Origin of the sequence: Aeromonas sp. 75A, assembly GCF_051919425.1 — a bacterium.
Lineage (GTDB): Bacteria > Pseudomonadota > Gammaproteobacteria > Enterobacterales > Aeromonadaceae > Aeromonas > Aeromonas veronii.
The window spans coordinates 1-18,810 of the sequence record NZ_JBQBES010000003.1 but is presented as its reverse complement, the minus strand read 5'-3'; the positions used below and the strand labels follow the sequence as shown (position 1 = coordinate 18,810).

At 59.5% G+C, this 18,810-nt stretch carries 4 protein-coding genes and 2 pseudogenes; 2 read left to right on the top strand and 4 right to left on the bottom strand.

Features of this window, described 5'->3' with window-relative positions:
• The first annotated feature begins 683 nt into the window (after positions 1-683).
• A complete protein-coding gene (locus ACTG2T_RS21810) occupies positions 684-13,532 on the top strand; it encodes a retention module-containing protein (protein WP_330124381.1) in 12,849 nt (4,282 codons plus the stop codon).
• Positions 13,533-13,630: 98 nt separating this feature from the next.
• Here the strand turns inward: ACTG2T_RS21810 and glpC are convergent, their stop codons facing one another.
• The 4 genes and pseudogenes from glpC to ACTG2T_RS21790 form a co-directional block, all read right to left on the bottom strand.
• Positions 13,631-14,833: an anaerobic glycerol-3-phosphate dehydrogenase subunit GlpC gene (glpC, locus tag ACTG2T_RS21805; protein ID WP_075115084.1), complete on the bottom strand. Its 1,203-nt coding sequence runs from the start codon at positions 14,831-14,833 to the stop codon at positions 13,631-13,633.
• Between the two features lie 51 nt (positions 14,834-14,884).
• Entirely contained in the window at positions 14,885-16,150 is a 1,266-nt protein-coding gene (glpB, locus tag ACTG2T_RS21800; RefSeq protein ID WP_330124380.1) for a glycerol-3-phosphate dehydrogenase subunit GlpB, read from the bottom strand.
• Positions 16,140-17,812: pseudogene (gene glpA, locus ACTG2T_RS21795) on the bottom strand (anaerobic glycerol-3-phosphate dehydrogenase subunit A). The gene glpB and the pseudogene glpA overlap by 11 nt, the downstream one beginning before the upstream one ends.
• A 240-nt stretch (positions 17,813-18,052) precedes the next feature.
• Positions 18,053-18,508: a YchJ family protein gene (locus tag ACTG2T_RS21790; protein ID WP_330124379.1), complete on the bottom strand. Its 456-nt coding sequence runs from the start codon at positions 18,506-18,508 to the stop codon at positions 18,053-18,055.
• Positions 18,509-18,631: 123 nt separating this feature from the next.
• On the opposite strand from ACTG2T_RS21790, the pseudogene ACTG2T_RS21785 reads away from it, so the two are divergent.
• Positions 18,632-18,810 (top strand): annotated as a pseudogene (locus ACTG2T_RS21785) (methyl-accepting chemotaxis protein); the annotation flags it as partial.

Genomic DNA, 18,810 nt, shown 5'->3' with positions numbered 1-18,810 from the left:
TCCATCTTGGTGTGGATCTTCTCCCCGTCGGGCGGGGTGGGCAGACATTCGCTTGCGGGTGAATAAAACCGCGCAATATATGATTGCTCGAGGGTTACCCTAACAAATAGGTAAATTTAATGATGATTTATCGGAGGGAGAGTTGTGCCAGATCAATTGGTGCACAGGATTGATCGCTGAAATGAGATCTGGATTAAATTTTATGGAAACTCAACTTCTTGTTAACTGCAGAGCATTAGATGGCAGGCGTTTGATCGATACAGTTACGTACTGGCAATTTTGCCAGCTGAGCTGGATTGCTGTCCTATTGTTCACAGATTCTGGCAATGACTTATGCTGATAATTGACTGAATATGCAAATTCTCGGTGTCGTGCTGTGAGCTTTCGACCTTCGGATTATGATCCATTTATTGAAGCTGCAGTGGATTTATCGTCAAACGACAGAAATGGTCACATGGAGTCTGATAGACCTGTTAATAAAGGTGATGCAATTGGGGTCATCCAAATCTCATTTCATTTAAAAAGGCCTGTTAGATGCACAATCTTGTAAGTTATGGCCATTTTATGGCAATCATTGTCGAAAATAGCGAAAAGACCCACTTAGTCTGGTGCGGTATGATTATTGAACAGACAAGTACCCTGTAGGTACTGATGTTGGTGGTTAAGGTTTTGCTGGAGGTTGTATGGCAGAGTTGCAAATTGAAAAGTCCACGGTGATCACCCAACTCGAGGGCTCCGTGTTTGTCATCAGTGCAGATGGATCTGTCATGCGAGCAAAGGTGGGGATGGCGCTGCAGCCGGGGGATCGCCTGCAATCCGTTCAAGGGAGCAATTTTCAGCTAGCCGAGCCGGGCAGTGATCCTGCTGGCGTGCAAGAAACGGCCGCCAAACCTGAGCCCGTCACGCCTGCTGCTGATGGGCAACCGGCCGATCCGGAACTGGCCTCATTGCAAGAGGCGATCCGTCAGGGTATTGACCCGACCGAATTGTTCCAGGAGACCGCCGCCGGTAACGCAGCCGCTGCGGGCAATATCGGTGGTGTAGCCGGTTCCAGCTCGGGTGGATTTGTGGTGGTCGATCGTACCAATGACGCCACCCTGGCCGAGGCCGGTTTTGATACCGACCATACGGTGCAACCTGTGGGCGATGAGCTGCTGTTTTCCGAAGAGCGCGATTTCTTTGCCGCCATCATCATCACCGAGCCCCAAACCAGCGACAACATTATCAACGCCGATGAAGCGGCTGGCGTCATCATTCGTGGTGTGGTGGATGATGTGGAGGTAGGCCAGCCAGTCACTGTGACCCTTATCGATCAGACGGGAAATTCACTGACGGTGACGACAGTGGTGCTGCCCGGCCTGGTGTGGGAAGCCAATTTTGGCGATGTGACCGGCAAGCTGGTGGATGGCCCGTTGCAGATTGTGGCCAATACCCAGGATCAGGCGGGCAACAACGCCAGCGATACCGGACAGACTCTGCTCGATACCATCACCACCATTACCCTCGATCTCGCCGATGAGAGCGACACCGGCGCCAGTCAGACCGATGATCTGACCCGCGACAATACCCCGCTGCTGCAAGGGAAGGGGGAGCCCGGCGCCACCGTGACCCTGAGCCTTGGCGGTAGCGTGCTCACCGTCCTGACGGTGGATGCCGCCGGTAACTGGCAATATCAGCTGCCGCAGACCCTGGCCGATGGCCAGTACCAGTTTCAGGTCAATTCCGTGGATATTGCCGGCAACCGCGCCAGCGATACCCTCGTTATCAATGTCGATACTCAGGCATCTATCGACATCGATGATCTCGATACCACTGCCCTGTTTGGCAACAGCAGCACCACCCTGAGCGGTTCCACCAGCAATGTGGAAGCGGGTCAGAGTGTCACCATCACACTTGTTGACAGCAATGGCCAGCCGCTGTTGACCACCTCGGCACAGGTGGGGGCCGATGGCCGCTGGCAGGTATCAGGTCTTGATCTCTCCGGTATCAATCAATCCTTTGAAGTGCGTGCCAGTGTCACCGATCTGGCGGGCAACAGCGCCAGCGATGGGGCACCGCTGATTGGTCAGAGCGAAACCCTGACGCTCTCCGAAGCCGGATTGGCCGATGGCCCGATCACCGCGATCGGCAGTCTAAATACCGGTGCTGGCCAGGATGGCAATCTGCAAGTCCAGTTCGCCGCTGATCAGAGTGCCTTGGAAGGGCTGGGGCTCGTCAGCCATGGCGCGCCCCTTGGCTACACCATCAACGGTCAGACCCTGACCGCCAGTGCTGGTGGGGCGACTGTCTTCACCCTGACCCTCAACAATGACGGAAGTTACCGCATCGTCTGGAGTCAAAGCCTGGATCACGGTCAGGACGTGTTGCGCCTGCCGTTCAACCTCGAATATCGCGACAGCGACGGCGATCTGGTGAAGGCGCCGCTGGTGATCAATCTGGTGGACAGCAATCCGCCCAACTTTGACGTTGATCTCCCGCCCATTACCCTGACCGAAGATGCCTTTATTAACGGTGCTGCCGTAGTGGGTGAGAGCCGTTTTGTAGTCAAACACGGTGTCGATCCTTTGTTGGTGGATTCGCTGGTGTTCAGTAATCAGAACAGTACCCTGACTACCCTCAACGGCTCGGGTCTTGCCAGCGATGGTCATCCGCTGACCTTTGAATTTGCCGATGATCGCACCTTGGTGGGTTACTACCTAGATGGCAGTGGCCAACGGGTGGAGGTGCTGCGCGCCGAATTGAATGCGCAGCAGCAGGGCAGCGATCTGGCTGGGCGGGTGGTGGTCACCCTTACCGGCCCGCTCGATCATCAGGGTAGCGACAGCCTCTCGCTGGGGTTGCAGGTGAGTGCCAAAGAGATCGATGGCGACACCACCAGCGCCGACCTGACTCTGACCATCAACGACGGCAGTGATCCTTCGCTTGGTCTCGACAAAGGCGTTTCGCTGCAGGAAGGGGGCAACCAGCGCATCGATGGTCAACTGCCGGTGACGGTGGGCAGCGATCGTCTGGTCTCCCTCAACTTTGAGGCGAGCCAACCAGCGCTCGCTGGGCTCACCAGCCAGGGGCATCCCACCAGTTATGAGGTGCAGGGTAACCAGCTGACCCTCAAGGATTGGCAGGGCAAGGCGATCCTCACCGTCACCATCGGGCTGGATGGCAAGTACAGCGTCTCCCTGACCGGCGTGTTTGACGAGCCGGAAGCGACCAACAGCCTCAACCTTGGCCTGAAGGTACAGGGCACCGATTTTGACGGCGACAAGAGCAACCTCGGCACCCTCAATATCACCATTACCGATGGTGCCTTGCCGCAGGTCGATCCTGTCTCCCTGACGCTCACGGAAGATAGCAACTGGCAGCAGGAGCAGACCCTTAACGGTGATTTGACCATCACCGCGGGCAGCGATCCGCTGGCCAGCATCACCTTCGATGCCAACCAGCCAGGACTGCAAGGGTTCACCTCGGGCAAGCAGGCTGTGACGATCGCGGTGGCCGATCATCGTATCGAGGGACGTACCCCAGATGGCAAATTGGTGTTTGAGCTGACCTTTGGCAACGATGGCAAATACAGCTTTACCCTCCATCAACCGCTGGATCAGGGCAGTGCCGACAGCCTGCTCAAGGCGGGCTTTACCCTGCTCGACAGCGATGGCGACAAGGTCTCCTCCACTATCACCGTGGCGGTAGGTGATGGCGCCAACCCGACCATCTCCGCCGTCAGCGGCACCGCCATCACCGAGATGGCGCAAGGGGAGGCGGCTGCGGTCAGCAACATGAGTTTCACGGTGACCCACGGCAGCGATGCCCTTGATCCTGCATCTCTCGGTTTTGATATCGCCACCATCCAGAGCACCCTGACTGGGCTCACCAGCCATGGCAGCCCGATCAGTTTCTCCCTCGACGCCAACGGCCAGCTGGTTGGCACCACGACAGATGGTCGCGAGATCCTGCGCGCCGAGCTGAGCTTGGTCGATAACAATGGCAACTGGAGTGTGAACGCCAAGGTGACCCTCACGGGTGAGCTGGATCACAAGGGGAGCGAATCCCTCAACCTGCCGTTGGCGGTCACCCTGGCCGACAAGGATGGCGATCGCATCGGTACCACGCTGCCGCTCACCATCGCGGATGGCAAGGCGCCGAGCTTTATCCCGGGCAAAGGCGTGTCTCTGGATGAAGGGGACCTCACCGGCAGCAACAGTCTGAGTCAAACCGGTCACTTCGACGTGCAGGCAGGGTCGGATCGGGTGGTGGAGGTGGCGTTTGCCGATGGCAGCCAGCAACCGGCGCTCACAGCCCTCGGCCAAACCGTCAAATACGAGCTGCTTGATGGGGATCCCGCCATCCCGGGTAGTCAGCTGCTCAAGGGCTATGTGGTGGTCGATGGCCAGCGCGTCGAGGTGTTTGAGGTGCGGCTGGTTGGCACGCTGGATCAGGCGGGCAAGAACGGTTTTGACTATCAGGTGACCCTCTATCAGGGGACCCATCAGGGCGCCAACGCCGTGACCGAGCTGCCCATCAAGGTGATCGTCAACGACTACGACAAGGCGGGCGGCAACAACGATAGCACCAGCGGCACCCTCAATATCCAGATTGGGGAAGGGGATAAACCGACCCTCACTCTGACAGGTGTAACCCTCAGCGAAGGGCGTTTCGATGGTGCCAACTCGGCGGTGGATGACCAGCAGGCGAGCGGCAAGATCACCATCAAAGCTGACTCGGATCCGGTGACCGATGTGCGACTGACCCTCTCCGGTCAGGTTATGGATGCCAGCGGCAAGCCCATCACCCATAACGGCGAAACCCTGACCTGGAAAGCGGTTGGCACCGATGGTCACACCTTCCAGGCGGTGACCAGTGGTGGTCTGGTAGTGATGACGGTCTCCATCCCCACCGTCCCTGTCACCATCGCTTCTCACACCAGCGCAGAGATCGGTTATCAGGTGACGGTGCATACCAACCTGGATCACGGGGCAGACAACAAGCTGGAACTGAATCTGCCGGTCGAAGTCACCGACAGCGACGGCAGCAAAAATCAGGGCACCGCTACCATCACGGTGAGTGATAGTGCAGATCCTGTGCTCGGTCTCGATAAAGGCGTCGCCCTGCAAGAGGGGGGCAACCAGAGCATCAATGGTCAGCTGCCGGTGACGGTGGGGAGCGATCGTCTGGTTTCTCTCGACTTTGAGGCGAGCCAACCGGCGCTGGCGGGGCTCACCAGCCAGGGCAAGGCGACGACTTACGAGGTTCAGGACAACCAGCTGATCGTCAAGGATTGGCAGGGCAAGACAATCCTCACTGTTACCATCGGGCTGGATGGCAAATACAGCGTCTCCCTGACCGGGGTGTTTGACGAGCCGGAAGCGACCAACAGCCTCAACCTTGGCCTGAAGGTACAGGGCTCAGATTTTGACGGCGACAAGAGCAATCTCGGTACCCTCAATATCACCATTACCGATGGCGCCTTGCCGCAGGTTAATCCTGTCTCCCTCACGCTCACCGAAGATAGCAACTGGCAGCAAGGCCAGACCCTTGACGGTGATCTGACTATCACGGCGGGCAGCGATCCGCTGGCCAGCATCACTTTCGATGCCAATCAGCCGGGGCTGCAAGGGTTCACCTCGGGCAAGCAGGCCGTGACCATCGCGGTGGCCGATCATCGTATCGAGGGACGTACCCCAGATGGCAAGCTGGTGTTTGAGCTGACCCTCGGTAACGATGGCAAATACAGCTTTACCCTCCATCAACCGCTGGATCAGGGCAGTGCCGACAGCCTGCTCAAGGCGGGCTTTACCCTGCTCGACAGCGATGGTGACAAGGTCTTCTCCACCATTACGGTTGAGGTGGGGGATGGTGCCAATCCGACCATTTCCGCCGTGACCGGCACCACCATCACCGAGATGGCGCAAGGGGAGACGGCTGCCGTCAGCACCATGAGTTTCTCGGTCGCGCACGGCAGCGATGCCCTTGATCTGGCATCCCTCGGTTTTGATATCGCCGCTATCCAGAGCACCTTGACCGGATTGACCAGTCATGGCAACCCGATCACCTTTTCCCTTGATGCCAATGGCCAGCTGGTCGGAACCGCCGGTGGCCAGGTGGTGCTGCGCGCCGAGCTGAGCCTGGTCGATAACAATGGCAACTGGAGCGTCACCGCCAAGGTCACCCTGAGCTGCGAGCTGGATCACAAGGGGAGTGAATCCCTCAATCTGCCGCTTGCTGTCACCCTGGCCGACCAGGATGGCGATCGCATCGGTACCACGCTGCCGCTCACCATCGTGGATGGCAAGGCACCGAGCTTTATTCCGGGCAAAGGCGTGTCCCTGGATGAGGGGGACCTCACCGGCAGCAACAGCCTGAGCCAAACCGGTCACTTCGATGTGCAAGCCGGGTCGGATCGGGTGGTCGAGGTGGCGTTTGCCGATGCCAACGAACAACCTGCGCTGACCGCATTGGGTAAACCGGTGCAGTACGAGCTGGTTGATGACAATAGCTCTATCCCAGGTAGCCAGCTGCTCAAGGGTTATGTGATGGTGGATGGCCAGCGGTTCGAGGTGTTCGAGGTCAAGCTGGTTGGCAGCCTCGATCAGGCGGGCAAAAACGGATTTGACTATAAGGTGACCCTCTATCAGGGGCTTCATCAGGGCGGAAACGCCGTGACCGAGCTGCCCATCAAGGTGATCGTCAACGACTACGACAAGGCGGGCGGCAACAACGACAGCACCAGCGGCACCCTCAATATCCAGATTGGGGAAGGGGAGAAACCAACCCTCACCCTGACCGATGTAACCCTCAATGAAGGGCGCTTCGATGGCGCCAACTCGGCCGTGGATGACCAGCAGACGAGCGGCAAGATCACCATCAAGGCTGACTCGGATCCGGTGACTGATGTGCGACTGACCCTCTCCGGTCAGGTCATGGATGCCAGTGGCAAGGCCATCACCCATAACGGCGAAACCCTGACCTGGAAAGCGGTTGGCTCGGATGGTCACACCTTCCAGGCGGTGACCAGTGGTGGTCTGGTAGTGATGACGGTCTCCATCCCCACCGTCCCTGCCACCATCGCCGCTCACACCAGCGCAGAGATCGGTTATCAGGTAACGGTGCATACCAACCTGGATCACGGGGCAGACAACAAGCTTGAGCTGAATCTGCCGGTCGAAGTCACCGACAGCGATGGCAGCAAAAATCAGGGCACCGCCACTGTCACGGTGACTGATGGCATCAACCCGATCATATCCGCCATTGAGCCGGTTCGGGTCGAGGAGTCTGATCTCGATGCTGTGAACGGTCAGCATCCGGGGACCACGCCTGCAGGGCGTGGAGAAACCGATAGTGGCAAGGTGACCATCACAGCCGGTTCGGATCGGGTTGCCTCCCTTGAGCTGGATGTGGCTGCATTCAATCAGGCCAATCACCTCACGTCGGGTGGCAAAGCGGTTACGCTGGCTGCACACAGCACCGGCTGGTATCTGGCTACTGCCGAGGGGGGCAAGCCCGTTTTCTGGGTCCACCTCGATGTTAACGGCAGTTACAGCGTCCATCTGGTAGGCCAGCTTGATCACGGTGCACAGGGCAAGGATGAGTTGACCATCGAAGTGCCGCTGTTTGTCACCGATCATGATGGCGATCGCAGTCCGAACGTCAGCGTGACCGTGACGGTACAAGATGACATGCCTATCGGCACTGTGCTGGCTCATACCCTGAGCGAGGGGAGCAGTACCGTGACCGGCGATCTGCTGCCTACCGCCAATGAAGGTGCGGATGGTGCCCGTGTCGAGTCGATTACCATCAATGGCCAGACGTACGCCATCAATGGCTCTTTGATACAAGATGTGATGAGCCCCGATGGCAAGCAGGTGATGGGAACCCTGACCATTTCTGCCGATGGCTCCTACTCCTTCAATCCTGCGGCCGGTTTCAATCACGACGCAAGTCAGCTCAGTCAGGTGGTGACAGCCCATCTGGTCGATGGCGATGGCGATCGTGCAGACAGCACACTGACCCTCAATCTGCAGGATGAAGCGGTGCGCTTTATCGTTAGCGCAGCCATTGGTAACGAAGATCAGGGGGCGCAAGACCCGAGGCTGGGTATCCCTATCAACATGCAGCTCTATATTGGCGATTTCGATCGCGGTGAGCATGTGGACCAGCTCCTGATTCAGGCGCCCACCAATGCCCATGGCACCTTCTATTACAACGGCGTTGCCCTCACCACCACGGCTGATGGCAAGTGGTTTATCGTGCCGCCAGCGGCCATGGTGACCAGTGATAATGTTCACTACACCACTCAGGGGGTGACCTTTGTGCCTTCAAGCAACTGGTCGAGCTGGAGCAATGGCGGTCAGCCGCTGCACTTCCAGGTGCAACTGCAGGTCGGTGTCACCGAAGGGGCAGCTCCTGCGGCTGTAACGGGCGATCTGGCTGTGACAGTGCGCGGCGTGGCCGACAAGCCGATGTGGGACACAGCCAACACCACTCGCCACTATGACACCAATGAAGACAGCACGGGTATCAAGCTGGACGTCAAGGCGAGCCTGACTGACACCGACAGCTCCGAGACGTTGACCTATCAGATCAAGCTGGAAGCGGGCAAGGGAACCCTGATGCTCAACGGTGTCGAGCTCAAGCCAAATAGCAATGGCATCTACACCGTTTCGGCAGGCAACATCAACAAGGTGACTGTTGTTCCGGGCAAGGATTTCAGTGGTGACATCAAGCTGTCGGTGACGCCGATCAGCACCGAGAAGAACCCGATCGCTCAGGGTCAGGGTACGGCGCAGGGAGACAAAATTGATCTGGTGATCAACGTCAATCCGGTGGCCGATGACGCCAAGCTCACCGTGCGTGACATTCAGGGCAAGGAAGACACCCTGCTCGATCTGGGCAGCAAGATTGCCCTTGCTCATCTGGGTGACAAACTCGATGGCTCCGAGCAGATGTTTGTCCGCATCAGTGGCCTGCCTGACGGTGCAACCTTGTTGCTGGGTGGTTCCGCCGTTGCACAGAACATAGCCGGTTACTATGAGGTTCCTTTTGATCGGATTGGCGAACTCAAGCTGCAACCGCCGAAAAACAGCAACGTCGATTTCGACCTGACCATCAAGGGGGTGGTGAAAGACACGGCGACCTTGACCGATGCCAACGGCCAGACCCATACCGTGGTGAACGAGAAGGAGACCGGCTCCCAGACCCTTCATGTGGATCTGGTGGGGGTGGTGGATCAGCCCCATTTCGAGCTTGGTAATACCGGCTGGGAGGCCGAAGGGACAGGTTATGCCACCACAGTGGGTGAGGATGGACGGGCACCGCTCAACTTTACCCTCACCTCGGGCGAGTGGGTCGATACCCCGCACGACACCTCCGAGAGCCTCAACGTGGTGCTGCAAGGGCTGCCGGAAGGTGCTAGGGTCTTTGATGCCAGCGGCAAGGAGCTGACCCTTACCTTTGCCGGGCTCGATGCCAGCGGCAAACCGACCTATCAGGTCAATGTATCGGATCTTGGCAACCTGCTTATACAGCCGCCCCACAACAGCACGGCGGATTTGAACCTGATCGCCAAGGTGGTGGTGACCGAGAACGATGGTGATCACAAGAGCTTCGATGTGCCGCTGCATATCAAGGTTGAACCCGAGATTGACGCCACCGATTACAGCAAGACCAGCCATGGCCTGGAAGATCAGTTCACCGTGCTGGACTGGCATCCGACCCTTACTGACGGCGCCGAGAAAGTCACGGCGCTGAGTCTCTCCGGGGTGGAGGATGGCTACCAGATCTGGCTGCGAGTCGGCAGTGTCGAGAGCCAGCTGACCGTGGTCAGTGGCAAGGTTACCCTGACCGCCACCCAGCTCGACAGCCTGCTCAACGGGGGGCAACTGCTGGTGAAGGCGCCGGAGGATAGCGATCGGGATACCACTATCCAGAGCCACGTCACCGTGACCCAGCATGATGTGGATTCGGGCGCGGTGGCCGAGAAGGTGATCGATGGCAATCTGCATGTCGATATCCAGGCCGTGGTGGAGCCCGATGGCGTGCTGACCCAGAGCGGTGGATCTCTCGTGGGGCAGAGCGGTGCTGATATAGACCTGACTGGACGCTTCGTCTTTACCGACCTCGATCCCTCGAGCGTGGAGGAGATCGACTATCTAGTGATCAATCTGCCGGTGTTGAACGGTGGTGCAGGCGATCAGTTCGTGGTGGTTGGCGGTATCAACAACGGTAACGGCAGCTGGATCGTGCCGGCGGGCAACCTCGGCAGCTTCAAGCTGCATGCGCCGGACGGGTTTGTCGGCAAGGTCGAACCGATCCGCATCGATGCCATGGTGATCGACAGGGGCGATGATGGCGATGCCAGTGCCCATGTCAAAGTGAGCCTGGAAACCAGTGCCGAATTTGAAAACAAGCCAGTGACGCCCAAGACGCCGGCGGCGACTGTCGATATCGACGACAACGCCGTGCTGGTGGGCAAGGAGGATATCCGGGTTGATTTTGGTCAGCAGCTCAAAGGCGTGATCCATATCGGCGCCGCCGACCAGGGGAGCGACGAGGTGACCATTGTCCTCAAGGGGCTGCCGGCGGGCGTCACCATCAGCGGCGCCGAGTACAACATCTCGACCGGTGAGTACGTCATCAAGGTGCCGCCGTCACTGGCGGGCCTGGAAGGGTTGACCCTCGGCTTGCCGCAAGACTTTGCCGGCTCGCTCAATATCGAGGTGAAGGTGGTCAACACGGATACTGCCAGTGGCGATATCAAGGTCGACAGCACGACGGTACAGGTCGATGTGGCCCCCGTGGTCGATGTGAATGGTGGCCGTGGCGAGCACCCGGAACTGACTTTGACCGTGCTGGATACCAACCAGGACGGACAGCCGGACAATCTGGAAGATAGCGAGATCCACCTCGATCTCTCGGTGAAACTGGCCGATATTAGCCCCTCCATCGCCAATGGTGGCCTCGAAACCGTGGAGCGGGTCACCATCACGGTGGATGCCAAATATGGCTACTTCCTCGATGGCAGCAGCAAGCCGGTCAACACCCTGGTGGTCAACGACGTGGTTGCCCTCAAGGACTTGGTGTTTGTGCCCAAAGAGCACTTCAGCGGTCAGGTACCGCTCGACATCAAGGTCGATATCGTCGATACCGCGCTGGTCGGTGGCCAGCAGGTGACCGACAGCGGCAGTTGGATCGGGCAGGTCGGCTTTGAGGTGAGACCGGTCAACGATCCGGCCCAGCTCTCGATGCACAGTGTCACGGGGAGCGAAGATGGCACGGTCAACCTTGCCGGATTTGGCGCAACCCTTATCGACAATGATGGCTCGGAGCAGATCGTCGCGCTGCAGATAAAGGGGGTACCGGATGGCTTCACCCTGTCGGCTCCGGCGGTCAACAATGGTGGCGGCGTCTGGCAGATCCCGGTGGGGACTGATTTCTCCACGCTGACCCTGATCCCGCCAGCTGATTTTAGCGGCACCGTGGAGCTGTCGCTGAGCGCCTTTACCTTGGACAAGGGGCTCACCATTCCGCTCGAAACCAGTGGCAGCTTTACCGTAACCGTCAATCCGGTGGGGGATGCCCTTATCGCCGACATTCAGGGCCAGGCGAGCGGTACCGAAGGGGATGTGATCACGCTGGATCTGGGGCTGGAGACCCGGGATAACCAACCAACCGGCGGCAATGCGGGTAATGTGCATGAGAATAAACCGGAGCAGGTGCGGGTCACCATCGAAGGGGTGCCTGACGGTGCCGAGATCCGATTGCCAAATGGCGTGGCGGGGACGGTTGTTGATCTGGGTGGCGGTCGCTGGCAGGTCACCACCGAGGGCGGCAAGCTGGGTGCAGTCGAGCTGGTGACCAATGATGCCAACGGTGCACTGGATCTCAAGATCACCGCCCAGAGCCTCGACAACGGCGCCCTTGGCCCCGAGGTCAATGGCACCATCCATGTGGATGTAAGCCCGGTCAACGATGCGCCAATCAACGTATTGCCAACGACCCCTCAGGTCGCGCAGGAAGATCAGCCTTTTGTCATCCACGGTTTGCAGGTGAAAGATGTGGATGCGGGCAACAGCCCCATCAAGATCACCCTGTCGGTGGAACATGGCACCCTGACGCTGCCTGCTGGCAGCGGCGTGACGGTAGTCGGCAACGGCACCGGTTCGCTGGTGCTGACCGGCACGCTGGCCGATCTCAATGCCTTGCTCTCTGGTGGGGTCACCTATCAGGGCAACAGTGATTTCTACGGCAATGACGCCCTGACCATGGTCACCAACGATCAGGGGAACACGGGTAGTGGCGGGGCACTCAGCGATACCGATGTGCTGCCCATCGAGGTGCAGCCGGTCAACGATGCGCCGGTCAATCAGCTGCCTGGCAGCATGACGGTCAAAGAGGATGGCTCTCTGTCGCTCTCTGGCGTCAGCGTGAAGGATGTGGATGCAGGCAGTGCGCCTGTCTCCATGGTGCTGCGGGTCGAGCATGGTGTGCTGACCTTGCTGGGTGCAACCGGTGCCGTGATGGTGCAGGGGGCGGGTACCAGCGAGATCACCCTGGTGGGGTCGCTGGCTGATCTCAACCAGTTGCTGGCAAGCAACCTGCACTATGAACCGGCCAAAGATTTCTGGGGAGAGGATACCCTTACCGTCACTACCTCCGATCAGGGCAACACTGGTGCGGGTGGCCCGCTGAGCGACACCGATCAGGTGACCATCACTGTCACGCCCGAGCCGGATATGCCGGGTCTGACGGTGGATCAGCATGCGTTCCATGCCTTGCAGGGGGCCGTTATCCCCCTTGGCATCAATGCCAGCGTGGTCAATCCGGCCACCGGTGAACTCTCCATCCGCATCAGCGGCCTGGATGGGGCACAAGTGCAGGATGAGCATGGTCAGAGTGTCGGTCATGCCGATAGCAATGGCGACTGGTTGATCCCGGCCGATCACTCGGTTCCGCTCTACTTCAGCGGTTTTGGTGACGGTGACCATGTGCTGGGGATCAGTGCCGAGTCGAGTGTCGGCGGCTCAACCGTCAGCACGCCCCTTGAGACCATCACGGTGCACGGCCAGAGTGGTCATGAGCTGGTCGGTTCCGATCAGGGGGATTGGCTGTTTGGCTCCTCAGGCGATGACCGTCTGCTGGGGGGCCATGGCAACGACATTCTCACCGGCGGGGCTGGCAGCGATCTCTTCGTCTGGCAGCACGGGGATGAGGGGAGTCAGGGGCAGCCCGCCATCGATACCATCACCGACTTCCATCCGGAACAGGGGGACAAGATCGATCTGGCTGATATGCTGCAAGGGGTCACTGGCAATGGTGTCGATGATCTGCTCAAGCATCTCTCTGCCTCGGTGACCACGGGGAGCAATGGCCTAAGCGATGTGAATCTCTCGGTGGCGCCAGCCGGGGATGGTCATGTGACCCAGCAGATCACCCTGAAGGATGTGGATTTGAGTAGCTGGAATCTCACCAGCACCTCGTCCCACGATATCCTGCAGAGCATGCTGGAAGATCAACATAGCCTGATCATCCAGCACCCCTGATAGCGTGTGTGAAGCGTAAAAAAGAAGAGCCGGCAATTGCCGGCTCTTTGTTTATCTCTGCGTGGATTGTTTTTATGCGGCCGCAAGGGCCGGAGTAGTCAGGCCAACGCCTGTGCCAACAGGTGGATCGGATGTTCACAGCGGAAGCTGGTGCTCATCTCGATCTGCCATTTGCAGGTTTCGCAGTCGGTGATCACCAGATCGGGGGAGAGGCGGTTGATTTGATCAAACAGCCCCTCGCCGATGGTCTGGCTGGTCTGGTAGTTTTCGGACTTGAAGCCGTAGGTGCCGGCGATGCCGCAGCACTGGGACTCCAGCACCGTCACCTTGACTCCGGGAATGGCGCGCAGCAATTCGAGGGTGTAGATGACGCCCCCCATTTTTTCCATGTGGCAGGGGGTGTGGTAGGCGATGTGCAGATTGAGCGGCTTCATCGCCGGTTTGTTGCCCTTGTAGAACTCGTTCCACAGGAAGCGGGTCACCAGCGAGATGCGATCCCGCACCTTGTGGTTGTCCTGCTCCAGCAGGTGGGGGTATTCATCGCGCAGGGTGAAGCCGCAGGTGGAGGAGGTGGCCAGCAGCGGCATCTCGTTGCCCAGCAGGGAGTTCTCCATCTGCTTGATGTTGAAGGCCGCCTGTTGCTTGGCCTTGTCCATGAAGCCGTTGGCAATCAGCGGCACGCCGCAGCACTTCTCCCGCTCCAGCAACTGCACGCCGATGTTCATGGCGTTGAGCACCTGTACCAGCTCCTTGCCAAGCTGCGGGTGGTTGTAGTTGACGTAGCAGCCGTGGAAGTAGGCGATCTGCCGCGCAAAGCGGGCCTGAGATTCTTTTTGCTTCTTGTACCAGCCGCGGAAGGTGCCCTGGGAGTATTTGGGCAGGTCGCGGTGGGATGAGACCCCCAGCGCCTTGTCCAGCACCAGCTTCATCGGCTTGAGGCCGGTGGTGAAGTTGACCACCGGGGCCATCAGGGTAGACATGCTGCCCATCAGATCGGTGTGAGAGAGCACGAACTCGCGGATCCCCGGTTTGAAGCCGCTGTACTGGTGTTTGGCCTTGGCGATGATGTCGCCGATGCGCACCCCGCTCGGGCAGGCTACTTCGCAGCGCTTGCAGTTGGTGCAGTGCTTGAGGGCGCTGTCAAAGAGCTCGGGGCTCTTGATCCGCAGCCGCTCGCCATCCGGGCCCGCCTGTTTCGGGCCGGGGTAGGCAGGGTTGGCCTTGGCCACCGGACAGTAGGCGGTACAGACGGTGCATTTGATGCACTGATCGAAAGTTTGGTTGGCGTGATCCAGTAGCATGTCAGTTCTCCTCCCGGCGATGATGAAGACACGGGATATGGGACGTAGTAATCATTGGGCCGCGCCCAGAATATGGCCGGCAGCCTGCCAGCCGGTGGCAACGGCAACGCCGGAGCCGGAACCTTCACGAATTGGGTCGTAATGGGCCAAGACACTGCCTGCGCCATAGAGGTTGGCGAGCGGCTTGCCGCCACGCAGCACTCTGAGCTTGTCGTCGGTCTTGACCCCGAAACCCATGAAGGGGTGGTGATCGAACAGGCGGCGACCGGCCCAGGCGTCACGCTCCTCCAGACTCAGCACATCGGCATCGAAGATGGGCTCGCGAATGCCACGCAGACGGGACTCCAGCCCACGGCTGAAGAAGCTGCCGGAGGCAAGCACGAAGTTGTCCGCCTCGAACAGTTGATCATCGCCATTCTGGGTATGTACGCCGACCACCCGGTCACCTTCGTAACGGGCGCCCAGCACCCGCTCGCTGGTGAGGAAGGTGCCACCAAGGGCCATCACGCGGCGCTTGAGTGCCTCCTGCATCCGCATCCCGATCAGTGATGGCGGCATGGTGGCCACCTCCTTGATGGTGCAGCCGGTACGCTGCTCCAGCTCCGCCAGACGCGGGCCAACCAGCCCCAGAGACAGGCAGGCGGGCAGCACGATATGGCGGCAGCCGGGTACACCGCTCTCCTGCACCATGCGGCTGATCTCGCGGGCCAGATCGGCCACCAGATGATGCTTGTCACAGAGGCGCGCGATGTCGGCGGAGCGAAACTCGTGGGGATTGCGGCTGAATTCCGCCAGCTGGGGCAGGCGGATTTCGCCGGTCAGAATGCGGCAGTGGGCAAAGCGCGGATGGGTCGCCAGATTGGCGGCCGCCAGTGCCGGATGAAAGTCACGAAAGCCCTCGAGGGTGGCCAGCAGCAGCACGTCCGGGATCGGCGCATCGGTGACGCAGGCACAGGTATCGGGGGAGAGCCAGGTGCGTTTGAGGGTACCGATAGGAGTCAGGCGCTGGTGATTGGTGTCGTGGCGAACCAGCGGCAATCCCTGCTCGGCGCAGTGGCGCTGCAGATCGGCCAGACTCGCTTCGATATTTTGCATTCCTACTTTGCTGTAGGGGTGATCCGGATGGGCAGCCATAAAGGCGGGCAGGGCGGCGCGGGGATCTCCCTCGCTTTCGAGCAGATCGACCGAGCCGGAGGAGAAGTGCAGGGCACTCTGGCCGGAGGCCATCAGTAGGGTCTTCTGGCCTGCTTCCACCAGCCGCAGGGCAGCCGAGAGTCCCGCCATGCCACCGCCGATAACGATATTGTCAAACTTCATGACGGCTCTCCTTGTGAGTGGTCTCGCTGGTTGGGCCGCGTGGGGTATCGGCAACCAGCTGCGGCGCCGTCCATTCTCCCAAGCCAAACAGCCCTTCGTAGATCCAGTAGGTGAACTCGGCCTCGCGCAGGGCATCGCCCCACAGGACGGGGCGGGTTCCCTTGTAACGCTCCTCCAGGAACTGGCGCAGCATGACGCAGGCCTGACGACCGTCAGCCTTGCCATACTCCTGCATCAGACCGGCGGCGCGGTAGGCGCACAGCTCCCCCTGACAGGGCCCCATCCCCAGACGGGTGCGGCGGCGCAGGTCGATGAGGTTGTCCACATCCAGCTCGCGCAGGGCGTATTCGATTTCGCCCGCGGTGACCATTTCGCACTCGCAGATGAGGGCGTTGGCTTTCGGATTGTCACGGAAGAAGGCGATGACCCGCTCGCCGTGGCGGTACTGGGCGGAGCCTTCGACCGGCACCGAGAGCCCTGGGGCGGAGACCTTTTCCGGATCCCGCGAGCCGGGCAGGCTCAGTTCGGCGGTCTGGCAGGGCTTGCTGTTACCGAGTTTCTTGGCCAGCAGATCGGTGGCCCACTCCGCCATCAGGCGGTAGGTCATCAGCTTGCCGCCGGTGATGGTGTTGAACCCCTTGAGACCATCCCGCTCGGCGTGATCGAGCAGCACGATGCCGCGGCTGATATTGCGGCCGGTGTCGTCACCGTCCACCGCCACCAGCGGGCGCACCCCGGCGTAGGCGCGCAGCAGACGGGTGCGGGCCATGATGGGGGCGAGCTTGATACCTTCGCGCAGCAACACTTCGACCTCTTCGGGTTCGACGGTGAGCTGGTCAATCTTGTTGTAATCGATGCGACTCGAGGTGGTACCGATGAGGGAGATGGTATCGCCCGGCACCAGAATGTCCGCATCCGCCGGTTTGCGGGCGCGGTTGAGCACCAGCTGGTTGATGCGGTAATCCATGATGAGCAGGGAGCCCTTGGCCGGGAACATGCGGATGCCGAGATCGGCATATTCGCAAATTTGCTGGCCCCAGATGCCGGCGGCGTTGATCACCTCCTGACACTCCACCTCGAACGCTTCGCCGGTGCGGGTATTGATAGCCTTGACCCCGTGTACCCGATCTTGCGTGCGCAGTAGCCCCAGCACCTTGCAGTGGGTGAAAATGCGGGCGCCATGCTCTTTCGCATCCAGCACGTTGGCGGCGGCGAGGCGGAACGGGTCGACCGTGCCATCCGGCACATGGATGGCGCCGATCATCGCCGGGTTGGCGTTGGGCTCCATGCGCAGGGCTTCACCGGGATCGAGCTGGCGGGTTTCGATACCGGCCAGGGCGCAGGCATCCATAAAGGTGGTTTGGAAATTGATGTCATCTTCCGGCAGGGTGAGGAAGAGGCCGCCGTGTCTTCGACACAGTGGCTGGCGATCCGCTTGAGGATGCGGTTTTCCTGGATGCATTCGCGGGCGGACTCCTGATCCGTCACCGCGTAGCGGGCACCGGAGTGAAGCAGGCCGTGGTTGCGGCCGGTGGTGCCGGCGGCGATATCATCGCGCTCGAGCAGGATGCAGTCGATGCCGCGCAGTGCGCAATCGCGCATGATGCCGGCCCCTGTGGCACCGCCGCCTATGATGACGACTTGTGTAGTTATTCTTTTCATTGTTGCCCGTCTCATCTCTTCCAGATGAGCCAGTGTGGCCTACTTCTGAGTGGAAATGTTTGATATGGGCCAAATTTGCGCTCGCAAACGCTCATTTTCTCGCGCGTTAATGAGCATTATGTGACATTTGTCACGCTTGTTATCGCATCGGTTTGTGGGCTGCTGGCGAATAACAGGCACAAAAGGGGGCATCGGATGCCCCTTGTCACTGTTTGACGAGTCTGGTGGGTGTGCTATGGGTCAGCCGCAGCACTTCTTGTGCTTTTTGCCGCTGCCACAGGGGCAGGGATCGTTGCGTCCTGCCTTGAGGGGGGCCGGATCCTGCTCTCCCTCGGTGTAGACCCAGCGCCCCTGATAACGCACGAAGCGGGAACGCTCATGGAGGCAGTGACGCTCATCCCCCTCCAGAAACCAGGCTTTGAACTCCACCATCCCGGTTTCATCCTCCGGGCCGCCTTGGCTGGCGATGATCTCGAGACCGTCCCAGCGGGTGTCGATGTGAGAGAGCTCTTCGGCGGTGAGGCCGCCAAGGTGGACTGGGTGCCAGCTATGGACCAGATACTCCCCCAGACCGAGCACAAAAGCGCTGTAGCGCGAGCGCATCAGCTGCTCCGGGGTGTCAGCCACAGCGCCACTGTGACGTGAGCCACAGCACAATTCGAGAGAAAGGGTTGAGCCGCAAGGACAAAGATTCATGATTTTCACGTTCTGGCCGATTTGTTTAAGGGAATTGTAACGAAAGCTGGGCTCGCCCTGCCAGCACCTATACTGATGAGTAAGCAAGGAATTCCAATAAAAACAGCTGCAAGGATGTGAAAGATGACGCTAAAGCAGAAAATCCTGTTACTGGGTGCAGTCCCCGTACTGTTGATGGCCCTGGTGGTCAATCTCAGTAACTACATGGTCTCCAAGAGTGATCTGGAGTCTGATCTGGTGGTGGCGAGGGAAAATGCCATCAAGGAGCGTAAAGCGCTGCTCAGCAGTTACATCATGATGGC

Coding starts and splice junctions, on each gene's coding strand:
- ACTG2T_RS21810 (WP_330124381.1), top strand. CDS start 684: ATGGCAGAGTTGCAAATTGAAAAGTCCACGGTGATCACCCAACTCGAG.
- glpC (WP_075115084.1), bottom strand. CDS start 14,833: ATGCTACTGGATCACGCCAACCAAACTTTCGATCAGTGCATCAAATGC.
- ACTG2T_RS21790 (WP_330124379.1), bottom strand. CDS start 18,508: ATGAATCTTTGTCCTTGCGGCTCAACCCTTTCTCTCGAATTGTGCTGT.
- glpB (WP_330124380.1), bottom strand. CDS start 16,150: ATGAAGTTTGACAATATCGTTATCGGCGGTGGCATGGCGGGACTCTCG.